Source organism: Tolypothrix tenuis PCC 7101, from assembly GCF_963874875.1.
Lineage (GTDB): Bacteria > Cyanobacteriota > Cyanobacteriia > Cyanobacteriales > Nostocaceae > Aulosira > Aulosira tenue.
This window is the reverse complement of the sequence record NZ_CAWNJS010000001.1, coordinates 4,905,934-4,923,556: the sequence shown is the minus strand read 5'-3', so window position 1 is coordinate 4,923,556 and position 17,623 is coordinate 4,905,934. Positions and strand designations below refer to the sequence as shown.

General features: G+C 39.3%; 13 protein-coding genes. 5 read left to right on the top strand and 8 right to left on the bottom strand.

Annotated elements, in window-relative coordinates:
- Positions 1 to 51 precede the first annotated feature (51 nt).
- The 3 genes from vnfK to AACU25_RS19540 form a co-directional block, all read right to left on the bottom strand.
- On the bottom strand, positions 52 to 1,443 hold the full coding sequence (vnfK, locus tag AACU25_RS19550; RefSeq protein WP_096578442.1) for a V-containing nitrogenase subunit beta: 1,392 nt from the start codon (positions 1,441 to 1,443) through the stop codon (positions 52 to 54).
- Between the two features lie 460 nt (positions 1,444 to 1,903).
- Positions 1,904 to 3,700 carry a nitrogenase vanadium-iron protein, alpha chain gene (vnfD, locus tag AACU25_RS19545; protein ID WP_096578440.1) on the bottom strand — a complete coding sequence of 599 codons (1,797 nt, stop codon included), beginning with the start codon at positions 3,698 to 3,700 and terminating at the stop codon, positions 1,904 to 1,906.
- Positions 3,701 to 4,303: 603 nt separating this feature from the next.
- Positions 4,304 to 5,095, bottom strand: a complete 792-nt coding sequence (locus tag AACU25_RS19540; protein WP_096578438.1) for a substrate-binding domain-containing protein — start codon at positions 5,093 to 5,095, stop codon at positions 4,304 to 4,306.
- Positions 5,096 to 5,988: 893 nt separating this feature from the next.
- On the opposite strand from AACU25_RS19540, the gene AACU25_RS19535 reads away from it, so the two are divergent.
- Positions 5,989 to 6,948 (top strand): type I restriction endonuclease, encoded by a 960-nt coding sequence (locus AACU25_RS19535; protein ID WP_096578436.1) that lies wholly within the window; start codon positions 5,989 to 5,991, stop codon positions 6,946 to 6,948.
- Between the two features lie 488 nt (positions 6,949 to 7,436).
- Here AACU25_RS19535 and modA (AACU25_RS19530) read toward each other — a convergent pair whose 3' ends face one another.
- Positions 7,437 to 8,234, bottom strand: coding sequence for a molybdate ABC transporter substrate-binding protein (gene modA, locus AACU25_RS19530; protein ID WP_096583879.1), 798 nt, complete (start codon positions 8,232 to 8,234; stop codon positions 7,437 to 7,439).
- Between the two features lie 93 nt (positions 8,235 to 8,327).
- On the opposite strand from modA (AACU25_RS19530), the gene AACU25_RS19525 reads away from it, so the two are divergent.
- Entirely contained in the window at positions 8,328 to 8,843 is a 516-nt protein-coding gene (locus tag AACU25_RS19525) for a TOBE domain-containing protein (protein WP_096578433.1), read from the top strand.
- 504 nt (positions 8,844 to 9,347) lie between these two features.
- Positions 9,348 to 11,156, top strand: coding sequence for an iron uptake porin (locus tag AACU25_RS19520; protein ID WP_096578431.1), 1,809 nt, complete (start codon positions 9,348 to 9,350; stop codon positions 11,154 to 11,156).
- Positions 11,157 to 11,299: 143 nt separating this feature from the next.
- On the opposite strand, the gene modA (AACU25_RS19515) is transcribed toward AACU25_RS19520, so the two are convergent.
- Entirely contained in the window at positions 11,300 to 12,106 is an 807-nt protein-coding gene (gene modA / locus AACU25_RS19515; RefSeq protein WP_096578429.1) for a molybdate ABC transporter substrate-binding protein, read from the bottom strand.
- Positions 12,107 to 12,605: 499 nt separating this feature from the next.
- Between modA (AACU25_RS19515) and AACU25_RS19510 the strand changes: the two genes are divergently transcribed.
- Positions 12,606 to 13,280, top strand: coding sequence for a molybdopterin-binding protein (locus AACU25_RS19510; protein ID WP_096578427.1), 675 nt, complete (start codon positions 12,606 to 12,608; stop codon positions 13,278 to 13,280).
- Positions 13,281 to 13,386: 106 nt separating this feature from the next.
- On the opposite strand, the gene modD is transcribed toward AACU25_RS19510, so the two are convergent.
- Entirely contained in the window at positions 13,387 to 14,238 is an 852-nt protein-coding gene (gene modD / locus AACU25_RS19505) for a ModD protein (protein ID WP_096578425.1), read from the bottom strand.
- A 650-nt stretch (positions 14,239 to 14,888) separates the two neighbouring features.
- Here modD and AACU25_RS19500 point away from each other — a divergent pair.
- Positions 14,889 to 16,352: a hypothetical protein gene (locus AACU25_RS19500; protein ID WP_096578421.1), complete on the top strand. Its 1,464-nt coding sequence runs from the start codon at positions 14,889 to 14,891 to the stop codon at positions 16,350 to 16,352.
- A 409-nt stretch (positions 16,353 to 16,761) separates the two neighbouring features.
- Here AACU25_RS19500 and AACU25_RS19495 read toward each other — a convergent pair whose 3' ends face one another.
- The gene (locus tag AACU25_RS19495; protein ID WP_096578419.1) at positions 16,762 to 17,046 is read right to left on the bottom strand and encodes an HU family DNA-binding protein; all 285 of its coding nucleotides are present in this window, start codon (positions 17,044 to 17,046) and stop codon (positions 16,762 to 16,764) included.
- A gap of 233 nt (positions 17,047 to 17,279) precedes the next feature.
- Positions 17,280 to 17,417, bottom strand: coding sequence for a hypothetical protein (locus AACU25_RS19490; RefSeq protein WP_321206651.1), 138 nt, complete (start codon positions 17,415 to 17,417; stop codon positions 17,280 to 17,282).
- Positions 17,418 to 17,623 lie beyond the last annotated feature (206 nt).

Sequence of the window (17,623 nt, the reverse complement as noted above, 5' to 3'; positions counted from 1 at the left end):
CTCTGCGCTCCTTTGCGTTATACTTCGCGTAACTTTGCGTTTAGAATCTTCTTACCAAACGTTTAAGATCCACTCGCGATCATGCTTGTATTCCATATCTGCAAACAAGGCGTTAGCGATCGCGTCTCCCAAAAACTCCGCACCACGATAACCAATTACAGGGTGTTTCCACATACCTGCACGGTCAAAGGTGGGGAAGCCTACGCGTACCATTGGGATTTGGTTATCAATCGCAATATAACGACCTTTGGAATGACCTAAAATCAAGTCGATGTCGCCTCTTTCCTTAACGCGGCTTTCTAGTTCCCACAAATCTGCATTCCAGATGACTTCGATGTCATATTCAGCGTGGTTAGCTTTCTTGTCCAATTCAGCTAATCTGGGGTCTTTGGAAGGTGCTTGGTTATCATCACCCAACAACAGCAATACTGGCTCTAATTCCACTTCCTGACAGAATTCTGCCAAGCCAATTACTAAATCGGGGTCGCCGTAAATAGCTACACGCTTGTTAGCAAAGTACATGTGAGCTAAGTCAGCTAAAGCGTCAATAGCTTTACCTCTTTCTACTACCAAGGATTCTGGGATAGCTTTACCGGTCAGTTGTTTGATATTTCGCAACCAAGCATCGGTGTTTTTGATGCCAATTGGTGTGGGGCCGACAATTGCGGGAACACCATACTCTCTTTGCAAGAATTCAGCTGCATTACCACCTTCATATTTGCATAGAGCAATGGTGCCGATCGCATTGGCAGAACCAGCAATATCTTCAATGGTGGTATTACCAAAGGTAAAGCTTTTCATATCTGGCATGGTGGGAGCATTGAAAGTTTCAGTATCCAGTAGGATATTACCTTCTACACCCATTTCTGCTAGGATGTGCTTCACCTCAGTCACATCACCAGGGTTAACCCAACCAGTAATGATGTTTAACTTACCATTTGGTTCGCCTTTCTTGGCTAAGTTAGTCACCAAGGACTGTACCCCAGCATCATACCCAGTTACCTGACTACCCCGGTAGCTAGGAGTATGCACAGGAATCAATTTAACTTCCCGATTGGGATACTCTTTCTTTAAGAATTTGTTGACCTTGTTGATTGTTCCTTCTACGTCATCCCCAATGGTTTCAGTAGAACAAGTAGTGATGATGGGAATCAAGCGCACGTCAGGATACCGTGCTACTATGGTTTTCACACCTTCTTCAATCCGTGGCATACCCCCAAACACAGCACTTGCTTCGTGGAGTGAAGAAGATGCAATGTCAAAGTTTTCTTTCAAGTGTTGAGCAAAAATCAGGCGGACAAACATACTGCAACCTTGTCCACCATGTACCAAGGGAATACAATCTTTAACACCGATGGTTGCATATTCAGCACCCGCAGGTTGACAGGTAAAGATAGGATTGATTACCCCAGAACGTTCTTTTTTGCTGACAGCTAAAGTCATCCTTATTGTCTCCTAAATAGTCTAAAGTTTTTGGGAAGAGAACTCATACCAATTCAAAATTCAAAATTCTCTCTTGGAAAGTTCTGATCGGAGGAAACCTCCGCTCAGACTTTCCGCAAAATTCAAAATTAAGAAATCCTGATTTAGCAATAGGTTCTCAATTTGGATATTGTTCAGAATTTTTGTGAATTGGTATTAGAACTTGTATTGCCCTCCAGAATTGAATTTCGCCTAAATTCTGCGGCTTTTAGTTCTGAGTTCTTTGTAAGTAATGGTATAAGTTCAAGAACACTGGGGAATCAGATAAATTGCTAGAAGATTGAAGAGAACTAGCAATTTTTCAGATTACTGAATTCAAGTATGAAAGTTAATAATTAACTCTCTTAAACTCCTACTCTCTGCGCCTCTGCGCCTCTGCGTGAGCTAAACCCATACCCAAATTCAGTAACACCCATTTTCTTTAGTAGAGAGAATGGTGCAATTCACCATTGCGAGAACCAGTGATCACGATACCGATCAGCTTTTGTTTAACTAGCTCCAGTACTGCTTTGATGTGTGCCTTATCGCTGTTATCGAACCATGAGAATTTCTTTTTCAGGTCAAGAACAAGGATTTTGGCATCTGCATAATGAAGCTTTTCAGCCAGGGTTTCATTAGCTAGCTTTTCTCCTGAAGCAATAGCGATCGCTTTATTAATCACACCATTGATGTTTTCTTCTCTGTCCCAAGAACGAGAGTGGAACTGCCATAAACAACGCTCTTGAATGAAAGTTGTGATTTCTTCAGTCCGTTGTTGGATATAGGCTGTGACTTCTTCAGATTGCTGTTTTAGGCTCTCGCTATTATCTTTCGATGTTGCTTGCTCAGTCTCATCATCGCGGATATCGATACCAGCCAAATTCATCAAAGGAGAGTAAATGGCATTGTATAAGTCACGCGCCATATTCACCGCACCTTCAAATCCCATGTATGGCCCATTGTGGTAACCATGACCGTTGATGTATGGTAGGTGCAATTTCTTGACTAACGCACCCACCCGTGGGCCAGTCAACACGACATCGGGACGAATCATCTCGAGAACTTCAAAGAATTCTAGTTCATTACCATCATCAATATAGATTGTGCCTTCTTGACCTCTGGCAATTACCTTTTCAAAGTCTTCTTGGTGTCCAAACTTGGAAGACATGGATACAACTTGCATTCCTAAGTCATCTTCCAATGCTTTTGTCCAGTGCCATAGTCTGGGGCCTCCTGTCCAAATACAGACTTTTTTGCCTTTGAGTCGTTCTTTGTACCAATTCATTCTGTCTTGGTATTTGGCGACTTCTTCCGCAATTACAGCTTCGGCTCTGTCTTCAATGCCAAAGAAAGCACCGATTTTCCGCAATGCTTCTTGACAATAGTCAAATCCCCAAGTGTCTACGTCCATCCGGGGGATACCATATCTTTTCTTGAGTTCGTTGGCGATGTAACCGGCACTCCGGGCACAGTTAGTCACGTTGAGTTGCGCTCTGTGCATTCCTCTGAGCGCGTCGTAAGTACCGTTCCCTGTAAAGTGGGCGATGATTTGCACGCCCATTTTTTCCATGTACTTCTCCAGTACAAAGGTGTCACCTTGGATGTTGTAGTCGCCGATGACGTTGATGGTGTAGGGTGAGGTGATTTCTGGTTCAAATGTCCCAACTTTTTCGTTAATCCAGGCGATGTTGAGGACGTGGTGTCCTTTGGATTGGCTCACACCAGCAAATCCGGGACATTCTACACAGAAGATATCGACATCACCTAGTTCTTTTTGGGCACTTTTGACTACTGCTCTGATGTCATCACCAATCAAGGCGGTGGCGCAGGTGGTGTAGACAATCATCCGTTTGATGTCGGGAAATTCAGCAAAGGCTTCGAGGATAGACTTTTTGAGTTGCTTTTCTCCACCGAAGACGATGTGTGACTCTTTCATGTCTGATGACCAGACATATTTGAGTTGGAAGTGTCCGTTGTCGCTGGGATAACGTTTGGTATGCCAGGTGTCGTAGGCGCAGCCGATGGGGCCGTGTATCATTTGGATGGTGTCTTTGAGTACACCACCAATTACGAGTTTCGCGCCGCAATAGCTACAGCCTCTTTCTGAGAGTGAGCCGGGTATGGTTTCAATGTTCGATAGTGGTAAGAATTGGGTGGTGTCTTCTCCTTTTTCTTTGATATAAACGTGCTTTTCCCGTTCGGGAATTGTTTCGTCACATTTCAATAGTTTCAATGGCATATCTAATTGCTCCTGACGCAATATCTATACAAGAAGAAAGTGCTTTTGTTTCTTTTCTCTGAGAAGAAATTTTCTTCTTGTTTCTATCTGTTTAGATAATAATAAATTTTTCAAATATTAAACAGTGATTTACACAACAAAACTTTAAAAAAATAAATCCAATATCGGCACTAAATTCTAGCGTTTTATATAGACAGTTCTGTATATTTTTTGTAGGTTAATATTGAACTTATAGCTATAAATATTAATTTTATATTAATATCATTTTATGGCGAGTTTAAACAAGCATAAAGCTTTGATTTATCTACTATATAAATCGGTAAATAGGCTATATAGTAAGATAGATAATATTTTGTTTTTGCCAGTATATATATGAATAAAATCCGCTAGCCATCATCTAGATTAGTTGGCTAATCTGTAGTTAACTAATCTAGATGATGTCTGACAAGTGATTGCCTTACAAGGGTTTTGTGAGATTTAAATATAAAAAATAAATATATTTTAGATAATTTCCCATGAGTAATACCCCTCTTCTTAAACAAGCAATGCACTATGTTTTCAGCGAAGAAGGGGTAAAGTTTTGATTACGATCAATCAATTGTTCTACAATAAAGGAGTATCAAAATGGTATTTGGCTAAGATTTCTTGTCCCAAGGGTGAAAGGATATACATAGCCAGCATGACTACAGTACTACGAGAGTTGTTAATCAAGGTCATACCATAATTGGCTTTGACAGCTAAATTTTCTGGTAATTCTAATATTTGTAAATTTGGCGCTGCTAAACTTGCTAATCGAGCATCTGTACGATAGGTTAAAAGCATATCTACTTGTTGTGTTTCTAGGATGAAGTAAGCCAACTTATTCAGACCATGAGGAACAACAAAAGAGTTATAACCACCTCGTAACTCTATAACCTTGTTATTTAGCTTTTCCCAACTCCCTGATTTTAATTTCTCGGCTTTCTGGAACAGTTGTTGTATGTAATCCCTAGACAGTTCGGAATTAAGTGTTGCTATGCCTACGCGAATATCAGAAGCTAGCATCAAGTCTAATAAATTATCTGGGGTTACCTTTAAACCTGGTTTAACTATGGCACATATTCTATTACTAACGAAATTGACTACAGGGCTACCTTTACTAACTTGCATCAGTGCATAAGGATTTTTAAAATCAGCAGCAGCAAAGATATCTGCTTTTTCGCTTTTCAAAATCCGTTCTCGCAGCGAATCAGAATTGTCAAATTCAAGTTTTATAGGTATCTTATATTTCCTAGTAAAAGCTTGTGCAACTTCTGAAAGAGCGCCTTTTAAGCTATGAGATGCATATAATGTGACTGATAGGCGATCGTTGTCATCAAAAAGAACCAAATTACTTAATTCCATAGCTATGCCCATAAATTGTTACCTCACAATCATTCAGTAGGTGTTGAGAAATTAATTAGTGATTACGCCCGAAATAGAGTGTTTTTTTTGCTGAAAAGAATGTCTCCCATGTCCTATAACAGCCAGGGAGTAGAGGAGAAAGTATTTGGAGATTTTGCAATCAATACTACAAATGGAGCAATTGCCATATTTTATTGCTGACTTTAACCCAGTCATTTACAAAAAATATGGTCACTCTTAGAGATAGCGATCGCTAATTTTAACTATGACAAAATTTCGCCACCCTTTAAGTAAATCTCACGGAAGTCCGAGGGTGACAATTACAAAACTCTTCATCTGTTCGCTAGTTTGCAAGACTACTTAAGTACAGACGCAATTAATCGCGTCTTTCCATCTTTTGACTTACTCGATAGCGGTATCCCCTTCTATAGAATGCTGTTGGTTCCAAGTCGATTGATGAACTGCAAGCAGATGGAGGTATCCCCATAACTCCGAGTCTGCTACAAATCTATTGTTTCCACAATCCTCCAGAATGTTGTGGAACATGACCATCAGTTCATCAAACGATTGGTTAACTCACAAAATGTCGTCTCATCACATAACAAGCATGGAGATTCCAGTGCCTCTTCTAGAATCCATCTTTTGTGATTTACGCTCTTGATTCCCTATATGTAAAGCATAGCATACATCTTGCAATTTTACTTGCGTTAGTTAATTTTCAATGCAAAAACTTGCAGGGATAGTAGTTATGAAGATTTTTACCAACTTAGCTGGTAGAATTGGCACAACCGATACAATTTAAATAATCGATTTCAGCTTTGATAATTACTAGGCAACCAGTATATGCTCCTTGAGGGCTAATACCTAGCATTTGTATTCATTACAAAATTACTGCTTCTCTGCTGATGAATCCAGCACAGCCCAGAATAGTAACACTCAAAGCAAGCAGCCAGCACAGAAAGTTGCGTCAGCGCTTGCATCTCGCACCAACCATTGCAGCAAGACGATTTACTTTTCCAGTTCGCAATCCTTTGGGTTGGTATACCCTACAGCAGCATTGTTTAACTTGGTTCGAGGTAATTGGCTACACAGTTCTTTTGCAGTCAGATATTGACGGTGTTAGACATCCAGTACAACGTTATAGTAATAGTGAAGTAATTTTGCGCGATCGCCTGTTGAAGGCCTTGCAGAGAATTAACCCGACAATACCATTGTCTGCGATCGCAAAAACTATCTCTGAGTTAACTGCCAAAAATAATTGTCTATTAATTGAAAATAACCGTCGCTGCCATAAACTGTTGACCGATGGTATTAATATCACTTACCCCAAAGATGGGCAAATAGTAAACGATCAACTCTGGCTGCTCGATTCATCAAATCTGCATAATAACGATTGGTTAGTCATACATCCATGTACTGTTATTGAGGGCAATTATACTCACAATTTGGATGTAGTGGTCTTTATTAATGGGATACCATTAGCAGTAATTGTCTGGACTGAACCCAACAATCAAAAAGCTACCCTCAAACAAGTTTATCAACGGTTGCAAAATTACAAACAACAGATACCAACACTGTTTACCTATAATGCATGTGTAGTTATTGCTTGCGGAAGTCAAGCACGAGTAGGAACTTTAACCTCTGATTGGCAAGAGTTTTTACCCTGGCGCACTATTGATGGTGAAGATTTCCCCGCCACAGGAGAAACTGAACTAGAGATAGTAATTCAAGGAATTTTTGACAAGCGGCGCTTTTTAGAACTAGTTAAGCATTTCATAGTATTTGAACAGAAGCAAGCTAATCTCAATAAAAAATTGCTACGCCATCCTTTTTGTACCAGACCTAACCGTTTCTGCTGTGATTAAAGGTATTCTTGATACTGTGAATTTTCTCTTTTGAAGCTGCGCGATCGCGGATTGAGTTCTTGTACTAATAAGCTAGATAAGAAATAGATTATCAGCCCAACCTTAAATCCTTCAATATTACCTAAGAGCATAGCGAGTGGTGTCAACAAGTTACTACCTATTAAGACTCCAAGTAGAAAATTTTTGATGAATTTATACATAGGAGCAGATAAAATACTTTCGGTTAAGTGGTAATACCTATTGAAAATTAAGACAGCCAGATATCAAAAGGATTTCTGAGCTTGGATGCGTTGTTGAATTTTGGAGAATTGGTATAAATAAAAAAGAGGGAAAGAGATTTTCATAATGTTTCACAGATGGCCGAATCATAATTAATTAACCGGACTTGATATTACCTCTTTTCCCCGTCAGAAAGACTTATTGACCGTCAACAGTCAACAAAATCTCTTACAATCTTTCACAAACTATGAAAGATTGTGATATTAATATTAAGGCAGAATAAAGCCATATTTTTGCAGTACAGCTTTAGCTTGATTACTAGTTAAGAATTGGGCAAATTCCTTAGCAGTATCAGAATTTTTGCTGCTTTTGAGGACTGCAAATGGATAAATAATCGGGGAGTGATATTTCTCGTCAGCCGCTACCACAATTTTGACCTTATCAGAGATTTTGGCATCCGTGACGTAAACTAAACCTGCATCAGCATTTCCGCTTTCTACAGATGCTAGTACTTGACGCACATTGTTAGCGTAAACCAGCTTAGATTTGACTTGTGGCAAAATCTTTAATTTTTGCAAGACTTGCTCTGCATATTGTCCTGCGGGTACGCTTCTAGGTTCACCAATGGCAATTTTTTTAATTTTGTTGCTATCCTTGAGGCTGTAAAAGCTGGTAATACCTACAACGTTTTTAGGTACGATCAGAACCAGACGATTCTTTGCCAAGATAGAACGAGTTCCGCCTAGCAATAGCCCTTTTTGTTCTAAAGCATCTACTTGTTTTTTACCAGCCGAAATAAAGATATCTGCGGGAGCGCCTTGTTCAATCTGTTGCTGCAACGCACCAGAAGCCCCAAAATTATAATTAATGTTGGTATTTGGTTGACTTTGTTGGTAAAGAGGCTTAATCTCTTCTAGAGCTTCTTTCAAACTGGCGGCGGCAGACACAAGGAGGCTGCCTTTTGACTGTGCGAGTACGGGTGAGGGCGCAACTGTTGGTAAACTAGTGGTTAAGAGAAAGCTAGCTGCTGCTGTACCAATTAACGTAAGAATTCGTCTTCTGTTCATATAAAAAACTGCACGCCGAAGAATTTTTTTAAAATTGACGTTGGTAGAATTTAACAAGACAACCAAAATTGTACCAAACAAATTGGTAATATTATGCCAAGAAAAGAACAAGGATGGATTACATTTCAAACGTCACCAGAGGAACGAGAGATTCTGGAGGAGTTCTGTCAGGAGTCTCAGCGGACAAAAACTGAGATCCTGCGAGAACTAGTACGCAGTCTTAATCAGCACTCCTCAACATCGCTGTCATCACCACATAAGCAGGACGATGAGCAAGAAGCTCAAACTCAAAAGCTTTTAAGTAAAACTCGTAGAAGGAAAAAAACTAGTAAGCAAGTAGACACAGGAGATACCTATTTTCATCAGCCAGAGATAGAAATTAATAACCAAAAAAAATCACTAAAAGTCAGCTCTCGCAATGTCCTCAAAGGGATAGTCAAACGAGTTGTCAATGGGTCTGTTAACAGTGAAATAACGCTGGAAATTGTTCAAAAAGTTGAATTAACCTCGATGATTACCAGAGTTTCAGCAGAAGAGTTGGAGTTATATGAGGGACAAGAAGCTTATGCAATCATTAAATCCAACGATATCGTCATCGCCAGGGAATAAAAGTTTCTAGGTATTGTTAACTGAATGTAATTTTTAGCATTAGTTTTGGTGTTGTAAGTTCTTGGTATTTGCAAAATTTGTAAGATTTATCTGTTTGTTTGAAAGATTCTCAGTGCATTTCCTTAGCTCGAATTTATTCTTTAGGAAACCCAAAACTTGGCTCTGAAACTCCTTCTAGTTTTAGTTTTTGGGATTTGTCGAGAATCCATGACATAAAAAAGTATTTGTCAAAAAGCTAGTATGACACAGCGTAAATGAAACAACGATTCCAAATTAGCGAAAAGCTTATCCTATGCTCATTTTGAATTTTGAATTTTGAATTCTGCGTAGCGGTACTAGGGTTTTTGCCAAATCAAGAAAGCTGAGTTCTAAATTTTGTATAAAGTCGAGCTAAGTAGAAGAGCAATCTCTTCTAAAACTGCGTAATTCTTGCTACGATATACCAACATAATTGGAAAAATATACCAGTTATGTTGGTTCTAATATATTTGAGGTGTGAGGTCAATGTCCACTTTAGTCCGGACTTCATTGTTACTTGTGATAGCTAGTATGATGACAGCGAAAGCTGCATCGGCGAATCAAGTGGTAGGAGATAGCCAAATAAATCAGTCACAACCCGAAATATCCCAACACAGCCAGTCGGTTGTAGATGAAAACGCACAGCCAAACACTGCAATGGAGCAGGTAACATCAGTATCGCAACTTTCTGATGTACAGCCAACAGATTGGGCATTTCAAGCATTGCAGTCTCTAGTTGAACGCTATGGTTGCATTGCGGGATATCCAGATAGTAGCTTTCGCGGAAATCGGGCGCTGACTCGCTATGAATTTGCAGCTGGTTTAAATGCTTGTTTGAATCGAGTTAATGAACTGATTGCCACTGGTACAGCCGATTTAGTCACAAAGCAAGACCTAGAAACCTTACAGAAATTGCAACAAGAGTTTGCTGATGGATTGGCAGAACTGAGGGGTAGGTTGGATGGCTTGGAGGGTCGGACAGCTACACTAGAAAGTCAACAGTTTTCTGCTACTACCAAGTTGAGTGGAGAAGTAATTTTCAGTCTTGGTAGCGTGTTTGGTGGCGATCGCGCGCTAAACTCTGATGTGTGGAATGAAATCAACGCCAGACCAGCAGGCGCAACTAGAGACACTTTTGCCAACAATCAGTATGCGGCATCAGGTGGACGCAGACTGCAAGATAGGGCCACATTTAGCGATCGCATCCGTCTAAACTTAATTACCAGCTTCACAGGTAAAGACCAACTATTTACACGGTTAGAAGCCAACAACACCACAGCTTTTAGTGGTGCGGTCACAGGTACAAACATGACTCGTACATCCTGGGACACTACCAATAATGCTGATAACAGTGTTCAGATGGGCAAGTTATATTATCGTTTTCCTGTGGGTGAAAAACTCAACATCATCGTTGATGCGATTGGAGGCGAGTTCTACGACAACTTCAACACCTTTAACCCCTTGTTGTCTTCCACTCCTGTTGGTTCTTTATCTCGCTTTGGTCGCTTCTCTCCAATTTACCGCGCTAGTAATACCTCCTCAGCCAGCAATACAGGTTCGGGTGTGAGTGCAATTTTCAAGTTAAGTGACACCATCACCTTATCAGGGGGTTATTTAGCGCGCAGAGGTAGCGAACCTAGTGACGGTAAAGGTTTATTTGACGGTAGTTATGGCGCTTTAGCACAATTAGCATTTCAGCCCAACACAAACTTGAGCTTAGGTTTAACTTATGCACATTCCTACCTCAAAGGCGCTAACAATGATGGTGATGTGGTAGTTTCTGGTTCCTATGGAAGTGCATTTGCGAATAATCCCTTAAACTCTAGTGCTACTACTCCGGTGAATACCACAACCAACAACTATGGTTTCCAAGCCAATTATCGTTTCAGTCCCCAATTTACCCTTGGCGGTTGGGTGGGATATACTCAGGCGATCGCAGAAAATAGTTCAGGTGCGAATGTCAATCGTGGCGATAAAGCAGATATTTGGAACTGGGCTGTAACTCTCGCCTTCCCTGACTTGGGTAAAAAGGGGAATCTTGGCGGTATTATCTTTGGACAACCACCGAAAGTAACTGGTAATGACTTTGGCAACAATAGCGTTAGCGCCACAAATCTTGTTCCTGATAGACGTATAGATACTGGAACATCTTTCCATTTAGAGGCTTTATATCGATACCAAGTAAATAGCAATCTTTCGATTACACCCGGATTAATTGTGATATTTAATCCCGAACATAACAGCAATAACGACACCATCTATACAGGAGTTATTCGCACTACATTTAGGTTCTAATTGCTCGGATAATTTTAATTTTAGTCAATTGCATTTTCTAATAGAGAATGCAATTGAGATACATTGAGCAGAACTTTTAAGCTCAATGTATCTCTGTTCATAACTGAGTTAATTTAAAAAATTGGCAAAATGTTCGTCTAATATCAAGGCAGTGTATAACCGTAATTTTTGTAAAGAGATTTTGCTTTCTTGCTGAAGAGGAATTGCACAAATGACTTAGCAGCAACTTGATTTTTACTGTTTTTCAAGACAGCTACAGGATAAACTACAGGAGAGTGAGCAGCTTCAGGTGCAAGCGCCAAAATCTTGACTTTATCTGATGTTTTTACAGTCGTATCATGCACAATACCCACATCAACATTACCTGATTCTACAAAAGTCACAATTTCTAAAGCGCTTCTGGCATACACTAATTTAGGTTTAACTTGTTCTGTAATACCAAGATATTTAAAAACTTCCTCAGCATACATACCAAGAGGTACACTACGCGGTTCGCCTATAGCGATTTTCTTGACAATCTGTTTATTCAAATCTTGAAAGCTAGAAATACCAGTAGTATTTTTAGAGGCTATTAAAGCTATTCTACTTTTTATCAGATTTTTACGAGTTTCTGACAGCAACAATCCTTGTTGTTGTAACTCATTCATATTTTTAGTGGATGCTGCTATAAAAACATCTATATTTGCACCTTGTTCAATTTGTCGTTGCAAAACACCAGAAGCCGCAAAGTTGTAAGTAATATTAATATTCGGTTGCTGTTGTTTATAAACTTTTTGTACATCCTCTAATACTGGTTTTAAACCTGCACCTGCTGATACCGTTAGGGTAGCTGCATTTGCTTGTTGGGCAATAGTTGGTAAGATTCCTGGTATAAATGTCAGTGCTAAAGTAACTACTAATAAGCTCAAGTAAAAAAAGTAACGACGCAGAGGTCTGGCAATTAACTTCATGGGTTTAGTTTGTCTGGGAGTTGAAGCACTGGTGAATTTAACTGTTGAGCGATCGCATACTTAGGTTATCTATTCTCAAGGGCGTAGAGCGTCAGGGCTTGTCTTAGACATCGCACTTGAGAATGGATATATCCTACTGTGATGATATTACCAACAATATTGGCTGCTTAATACCTTACTTGGTAAAGATACTCTGACAAAAGGCTGGGGTTCACTTGACAGTAATTTCTCAAATTTTTTCATTAAAAGTGCCGTCTTTAATGAACTTGAGCAGCCAACTAATGGTTGACTCTCTTCTTGGCACAAAGATATAAAATGCTATTTTTGAGACTTGTCATAAAAATATACTTGGTATTTTACTCACTAAGTTGGTAATATTCAGACTAGGTTAAATAACGTACCTGATGCAACCACCCAATTCGAGCAACACGAATTGTGGCTAAGGTTGTTGTGCATCTAAGTTTTTTCAATATTCAATTAGTCAACGGAGAAATGTTTTATGCGTTTTAGCCGCAATATTCCTATTGCATCTTTAGTATTATCAATGCTGGTTTTATGGCAGCCTACTTTAGCCGACTCTAGAAATGATGCCCCTTGGAATCGAGAAGAAACACCATCTATCTGGAATAACAATAAGTGTCGTGGAGGTTTATCGCCAACTTTTCGCTTAGGTGGGGAATTAAATAATCCCACCACCTATAACTTGCAAAAGCTGAGAAATTTGCGAGACGCGCTCAAAAACCAAAATCCAGCAGTAGTCACAGAAATCACTGTCAGTTATCAAACAGGCTCCGGCCCGCGTACAGAAACATACTTAGGAGTTCCTCTCTGGGAATTAATTAATAATCCACAAGCCGCAGGTGGTTTAAAACCTGGTAATTCCGGGGTAAATTCTAAAAACTCTTTTCTCAGGCAATATGTTTTAGTGGATGCTACAGATTGCTATGGTGCAGTTGTCGCTATTGGTGAAATTCACCCTAACTTTGCAGCAAAAACAGTCCTAGTTGCATTTGAAAAAAAAGGTAGCGATGGTACAGTTGTACCTTTAACAGATGATGGATTCGCTCGTTTAGTAGTTCCTGGTGATAAAGCTGGCGGTCGTTATGTTAGTAATGTGAGAAACATCTTCGTATTTTCTGCACCTCCTTCTCCTCTAAAAGTTAGAGATTACTGAGCGCTTTTCCTACTTTAATGATTTTGGACGCTACACAAAGGGAGGCTGATTTCCATTACAGGTGTAACGTCTTATTTGCGTAATCAGCAGGCTCAAAAACAATACACTACTGTGTTTTCGTCATTTTGGCTGCAATATCGCACGGTTTACCAAAGTACGGTGAACTTGTTACTAAGATATCTACACCACTGCTAGCATAGTCTTTGATATTCTCTGAGGTAATGCCACCAGCTGCTGCTAGTTTTAAGTTGGGATACTGCTGCTTCAACTTTAAAACTAGAGGTTTAATTTCGGAGAGCGAAATTTTATCAAATTGAATTAAATCTACACCAGATTGAGCAACCATCAAGGCATCTGCTACTGTTTCTACTTCAACACAAATACGTTGTTCTGGAAACTTTTTTCGCAACTCATTCATCCGCTCAATTAGCCCAACCATACCTCCTAAAAATATCAAGTGTTGGTTAAATATCAGAACTGTTTCAGATAACCCTAAACGATGAAAAAAACCGCCCCCCGCGAGAACTGCTTTGATAGAAATTGCTCTAGTCCCTGGAAAACACTTGCGAGTAGTAACAATGGAAATAGCCGGATTTACTGTTTTGACAGTATCTACCAATGCTCTGGTACGTGAAGCAATGCCAGAAGCATATTCCATCAAATTTAAAGCCACTCTCCAACCACTATGCAAAGCATTCGCAGTGCCACTAGCCTGAAGAATTAATTGCTTCTCCTGGCAACCTGTACCACTTTCCACTTGATAATGAACTTCGGCACCACAATATTGCAATACTCGAGCTGCTTCTTCAGTAGCGCAAATAGTCATTGGATGACGAGTAGAAAATTCGATTTCACCCAGTTGCTTGCCAATGGCAAGTCCGTAAGTTGTCAAATCTAGGTAAGGAACATCTTCCTGAATTAAACTGGCAATTGCCTCATCTGAAAAGAAAATACTCATGTTAATTTTGCAACCAGCAAATAAATATATAAAATTAACTAAGATTTACACTAAACCTAATCTTATTTCATTACAAATAATGTCAGAATTACTACTTTTAATCAAAAACTATTATTTAAAATTTTGTGGATCTTCGAGACTGCCTGCACTACCTCCTGCTCTCATTCATCTGGCACTACATGGAAGAGTGTCTTAAATAACTTGAGTTATTCAACCCTGTATTTTTACTGTTCAATTCAACAATATATCGCAGTCTTTAACATTACTAGTATGAAACTTTACTGTTGGAAATTAATTAACTTCACGAATGATTTTAGAGCTTCTCTAATCTGTTTTCCTATTGCTTGTTGAATATATTATTGATTTTTCTTTCCCAGTAGCTATAAAAAAGGTACTGTACTACCGCAAAAGCGTCACAAGCGGGTTAAGTTATGGTTTCATAACAAATACCAAAAGGATTGTCTACTACCAATAAATTTGGTATTGTGACTTTAACATTATTTTTGCGGAATTCACTTAAGTAACTTCCTGAAATTTTTTTTCAGAAGATTATTCACAGACATAAATTATTGCTAAATAGCCCTACTTCTGATTGTAAGCAGGGCACAGGAGTTTTGTGCAATTTTCACTACTAATAGGAGTGAGATCTGATGAAATCATCTCAAAAATTCGGATTGATTATTTCTGGAATTACCAGCGTTATTATGAGTACAGCTGTAGTTACCAGTAGTAATATTCTCAAAGCACAAGCTGCTCCCAAGCAAAGAGCAGAAAATCTAGTGGTTAACGGAACGTTTGGAGCAGATCCGCTTCAGAATCCTTACGATCGTACTAGGAATAATCCCTTCATTTCCGGCTGGTTTAATAGCATTGCTCAAGATATTTCCGCTACTACTTTCCTAGAAAATTATACAGTTGATGATGCTGAAAACTATTCTTTAAGTGTACGTCTAGCTCCACGTTACGACGATAATGGGCCTACTTTTACTTACATTTCACAGAAACTCAAGACTGTACCTGGCCAGAGATACGAACTGATTTACTATCTCGCCAACACAGATGATGGCCCAAATGATAATGTCTTTCAGACATATGTAGGTGGACAATTGATTGATGAAAAAGTTAATGTTCCCTTTCAAGGTTTCACAAAATATACCTACTATTTTGTAGCTAAATCACGAACAACAGAGTTAAAGTTTGCTAGCAAGCAACGCTCTTACTGGTACAACCTAGATAATGTCAGCGTTGTTCCTGTTAATAAATTATCAAAAACCGAAATATTCCAGCCAGAAGCAAACCCTTCTTCTATCCGAGAAGCCAAACTCGAATTTACTACTTTTGATATTTCTAATGCAATTGCCACTGATGCTCTAGGTATCAATGATCAAGGCGATATTATTGGATCTTTCCGCGACAGCCAAGGAGATCATGGTTTTTTAAAACAACGACGGAGCATTAGTACCTTTGATTACCCTAATGCGCTGCTCACCTATGCTAATGGCATCAACAATCTGGGAAATATTGTCGGTTCCTATTACCAGAACACGGTATACCATGCTTTTTTAAAGGAAGGAAATAGCTTTAGTAATGTAGATGTACCTGGTGTAGATCCGGCTTTAGCTCAATACTTTAGCAATCAATCAGCTAGGGATATTAATAACCAAGGAGATTTTGTCGGATTTTTCCGTGACAATAGTGGAACTCACGGGTTCCTAAAAAAAGGAAATAGTTATAGTTCCTTTGATCACCCTAATACAACTTACCAGTATACAATCGCCAATGGCATCAATGATTGGGGAGATATTGTTGGATTTTTTCAAGATAGCAAAGGATACCAAGCTTTTTTAAAGCAAGGAAATAACTTTACTAACTTTACTATTCCTAATGCAATTTTTACCCACCCTAGTGGTATCAATAATCAAGGGGATATCGTCGGATTTTTCTATGATGGTATAGCCAATCGAGGTTTTTTGAAACAAGGAAATAAGTTCACTACTATTAATGTGCCTGGTGCATATTCTACCTACGTTTATGGTATAAACAGCCAGGGAGATATTGTCGGATTTTTCGTTGATGGTACTCAAAGACATGGTTTTATTGCTCGCAAAAAATAATAGCTAACAATATACTGTTCCATTGTTCATTGCTTATCTATTTTGAGTCAATGCTCCTCCAAATATACCCTGCCTCAATTACTAAAGTTGTCACAAAGTAAAGTTGAGCATTCAACAATATCCAGAATCAGTCTTGTTCTGTGAACATATCTAGGTGCTGGGCGAAACTTGTTTTTAGTTGCTTTAAAACCGCGCTTTTACGCGCACTCTTCGTACCATTAGGACAGAGCGCAATTACCCTTCTAAGTAGTGCTAGCGATTGTGCTTGAGCTCGTGCAAGCGGTACTTCATCTGTAAAATCTGCGGTTTAACATTTACGTTTCGCCCCTAGCCTTGCCCTATGCTTTGTGATCGCACCAATCACTGCAAAGCTGCAGTGATTGGATGGACAGAAGTTCAGTTAATGGATTTATGGTGCAGATGATGATACTTTTGAGCGGAACTGCTTGCCTGCTGAAAATGCAGGCACTTTAGTAGCTGGAATCGTGATTGTCTCCTTGGTTTTGGGATTACGTCCTTCACGCTCTGAGCGCTCGCGTCGCTCGAATGAGCCAAATCCTATGAGCGTCACTTTATCGCCATTAGCGACAGCTTCGGTTACCACTGATAAAAAAGCACAAAGGACTTCATCAGCTTGCTTTTTTGTCATGTTAGCCTTGGCTGCTACAACATCTACTAATTCACTTTTATTCATAAATTATCTGGGAGCATTGCAAATAAAGGAAATTTAGCATCATTACCTTTGTTAGGAAAGGGAGGACAGAAATAAAAATTCAGCATTAGATGAAAATTAACAATGCATGATTTCAAAAAGAACAATCTCATCTGTCTGCATCTTAGAAAAGCATTGATTTCTTGGGTTGTGTCGTAAGTGTACCAAGCAGAACTCGATGTGCGTAAATTGAACAACGGACGCTCTGGTAGCATCTATTTCGATTGCCGTACCGATTTGGGTGGTGTTCGATGTGCGCCAAAATATTTCTCACTGCGATAACGCAGCCACACCCGCAATACTTGCGGTATCTGCTGTTTTTGCTCTTTAGTTAATGTGTTGTAAAGGGACAATGCGCGATCGCTTTTCCTAACTCCTCCAGTCAGATAATTTTCACAAGTCCAAGCTTTTGGAAGGGGTAAGGGATGGCATAACCGTGTAATTGCTGAGTCTGCTTATTACCTAGAGAGTAAATAATTACTTTATGAAAATACGATGAAATTTTATTCTTGATTTGATAAATTAAGCAATATTACTAAGGCTTAAGTAGTTAAACTGA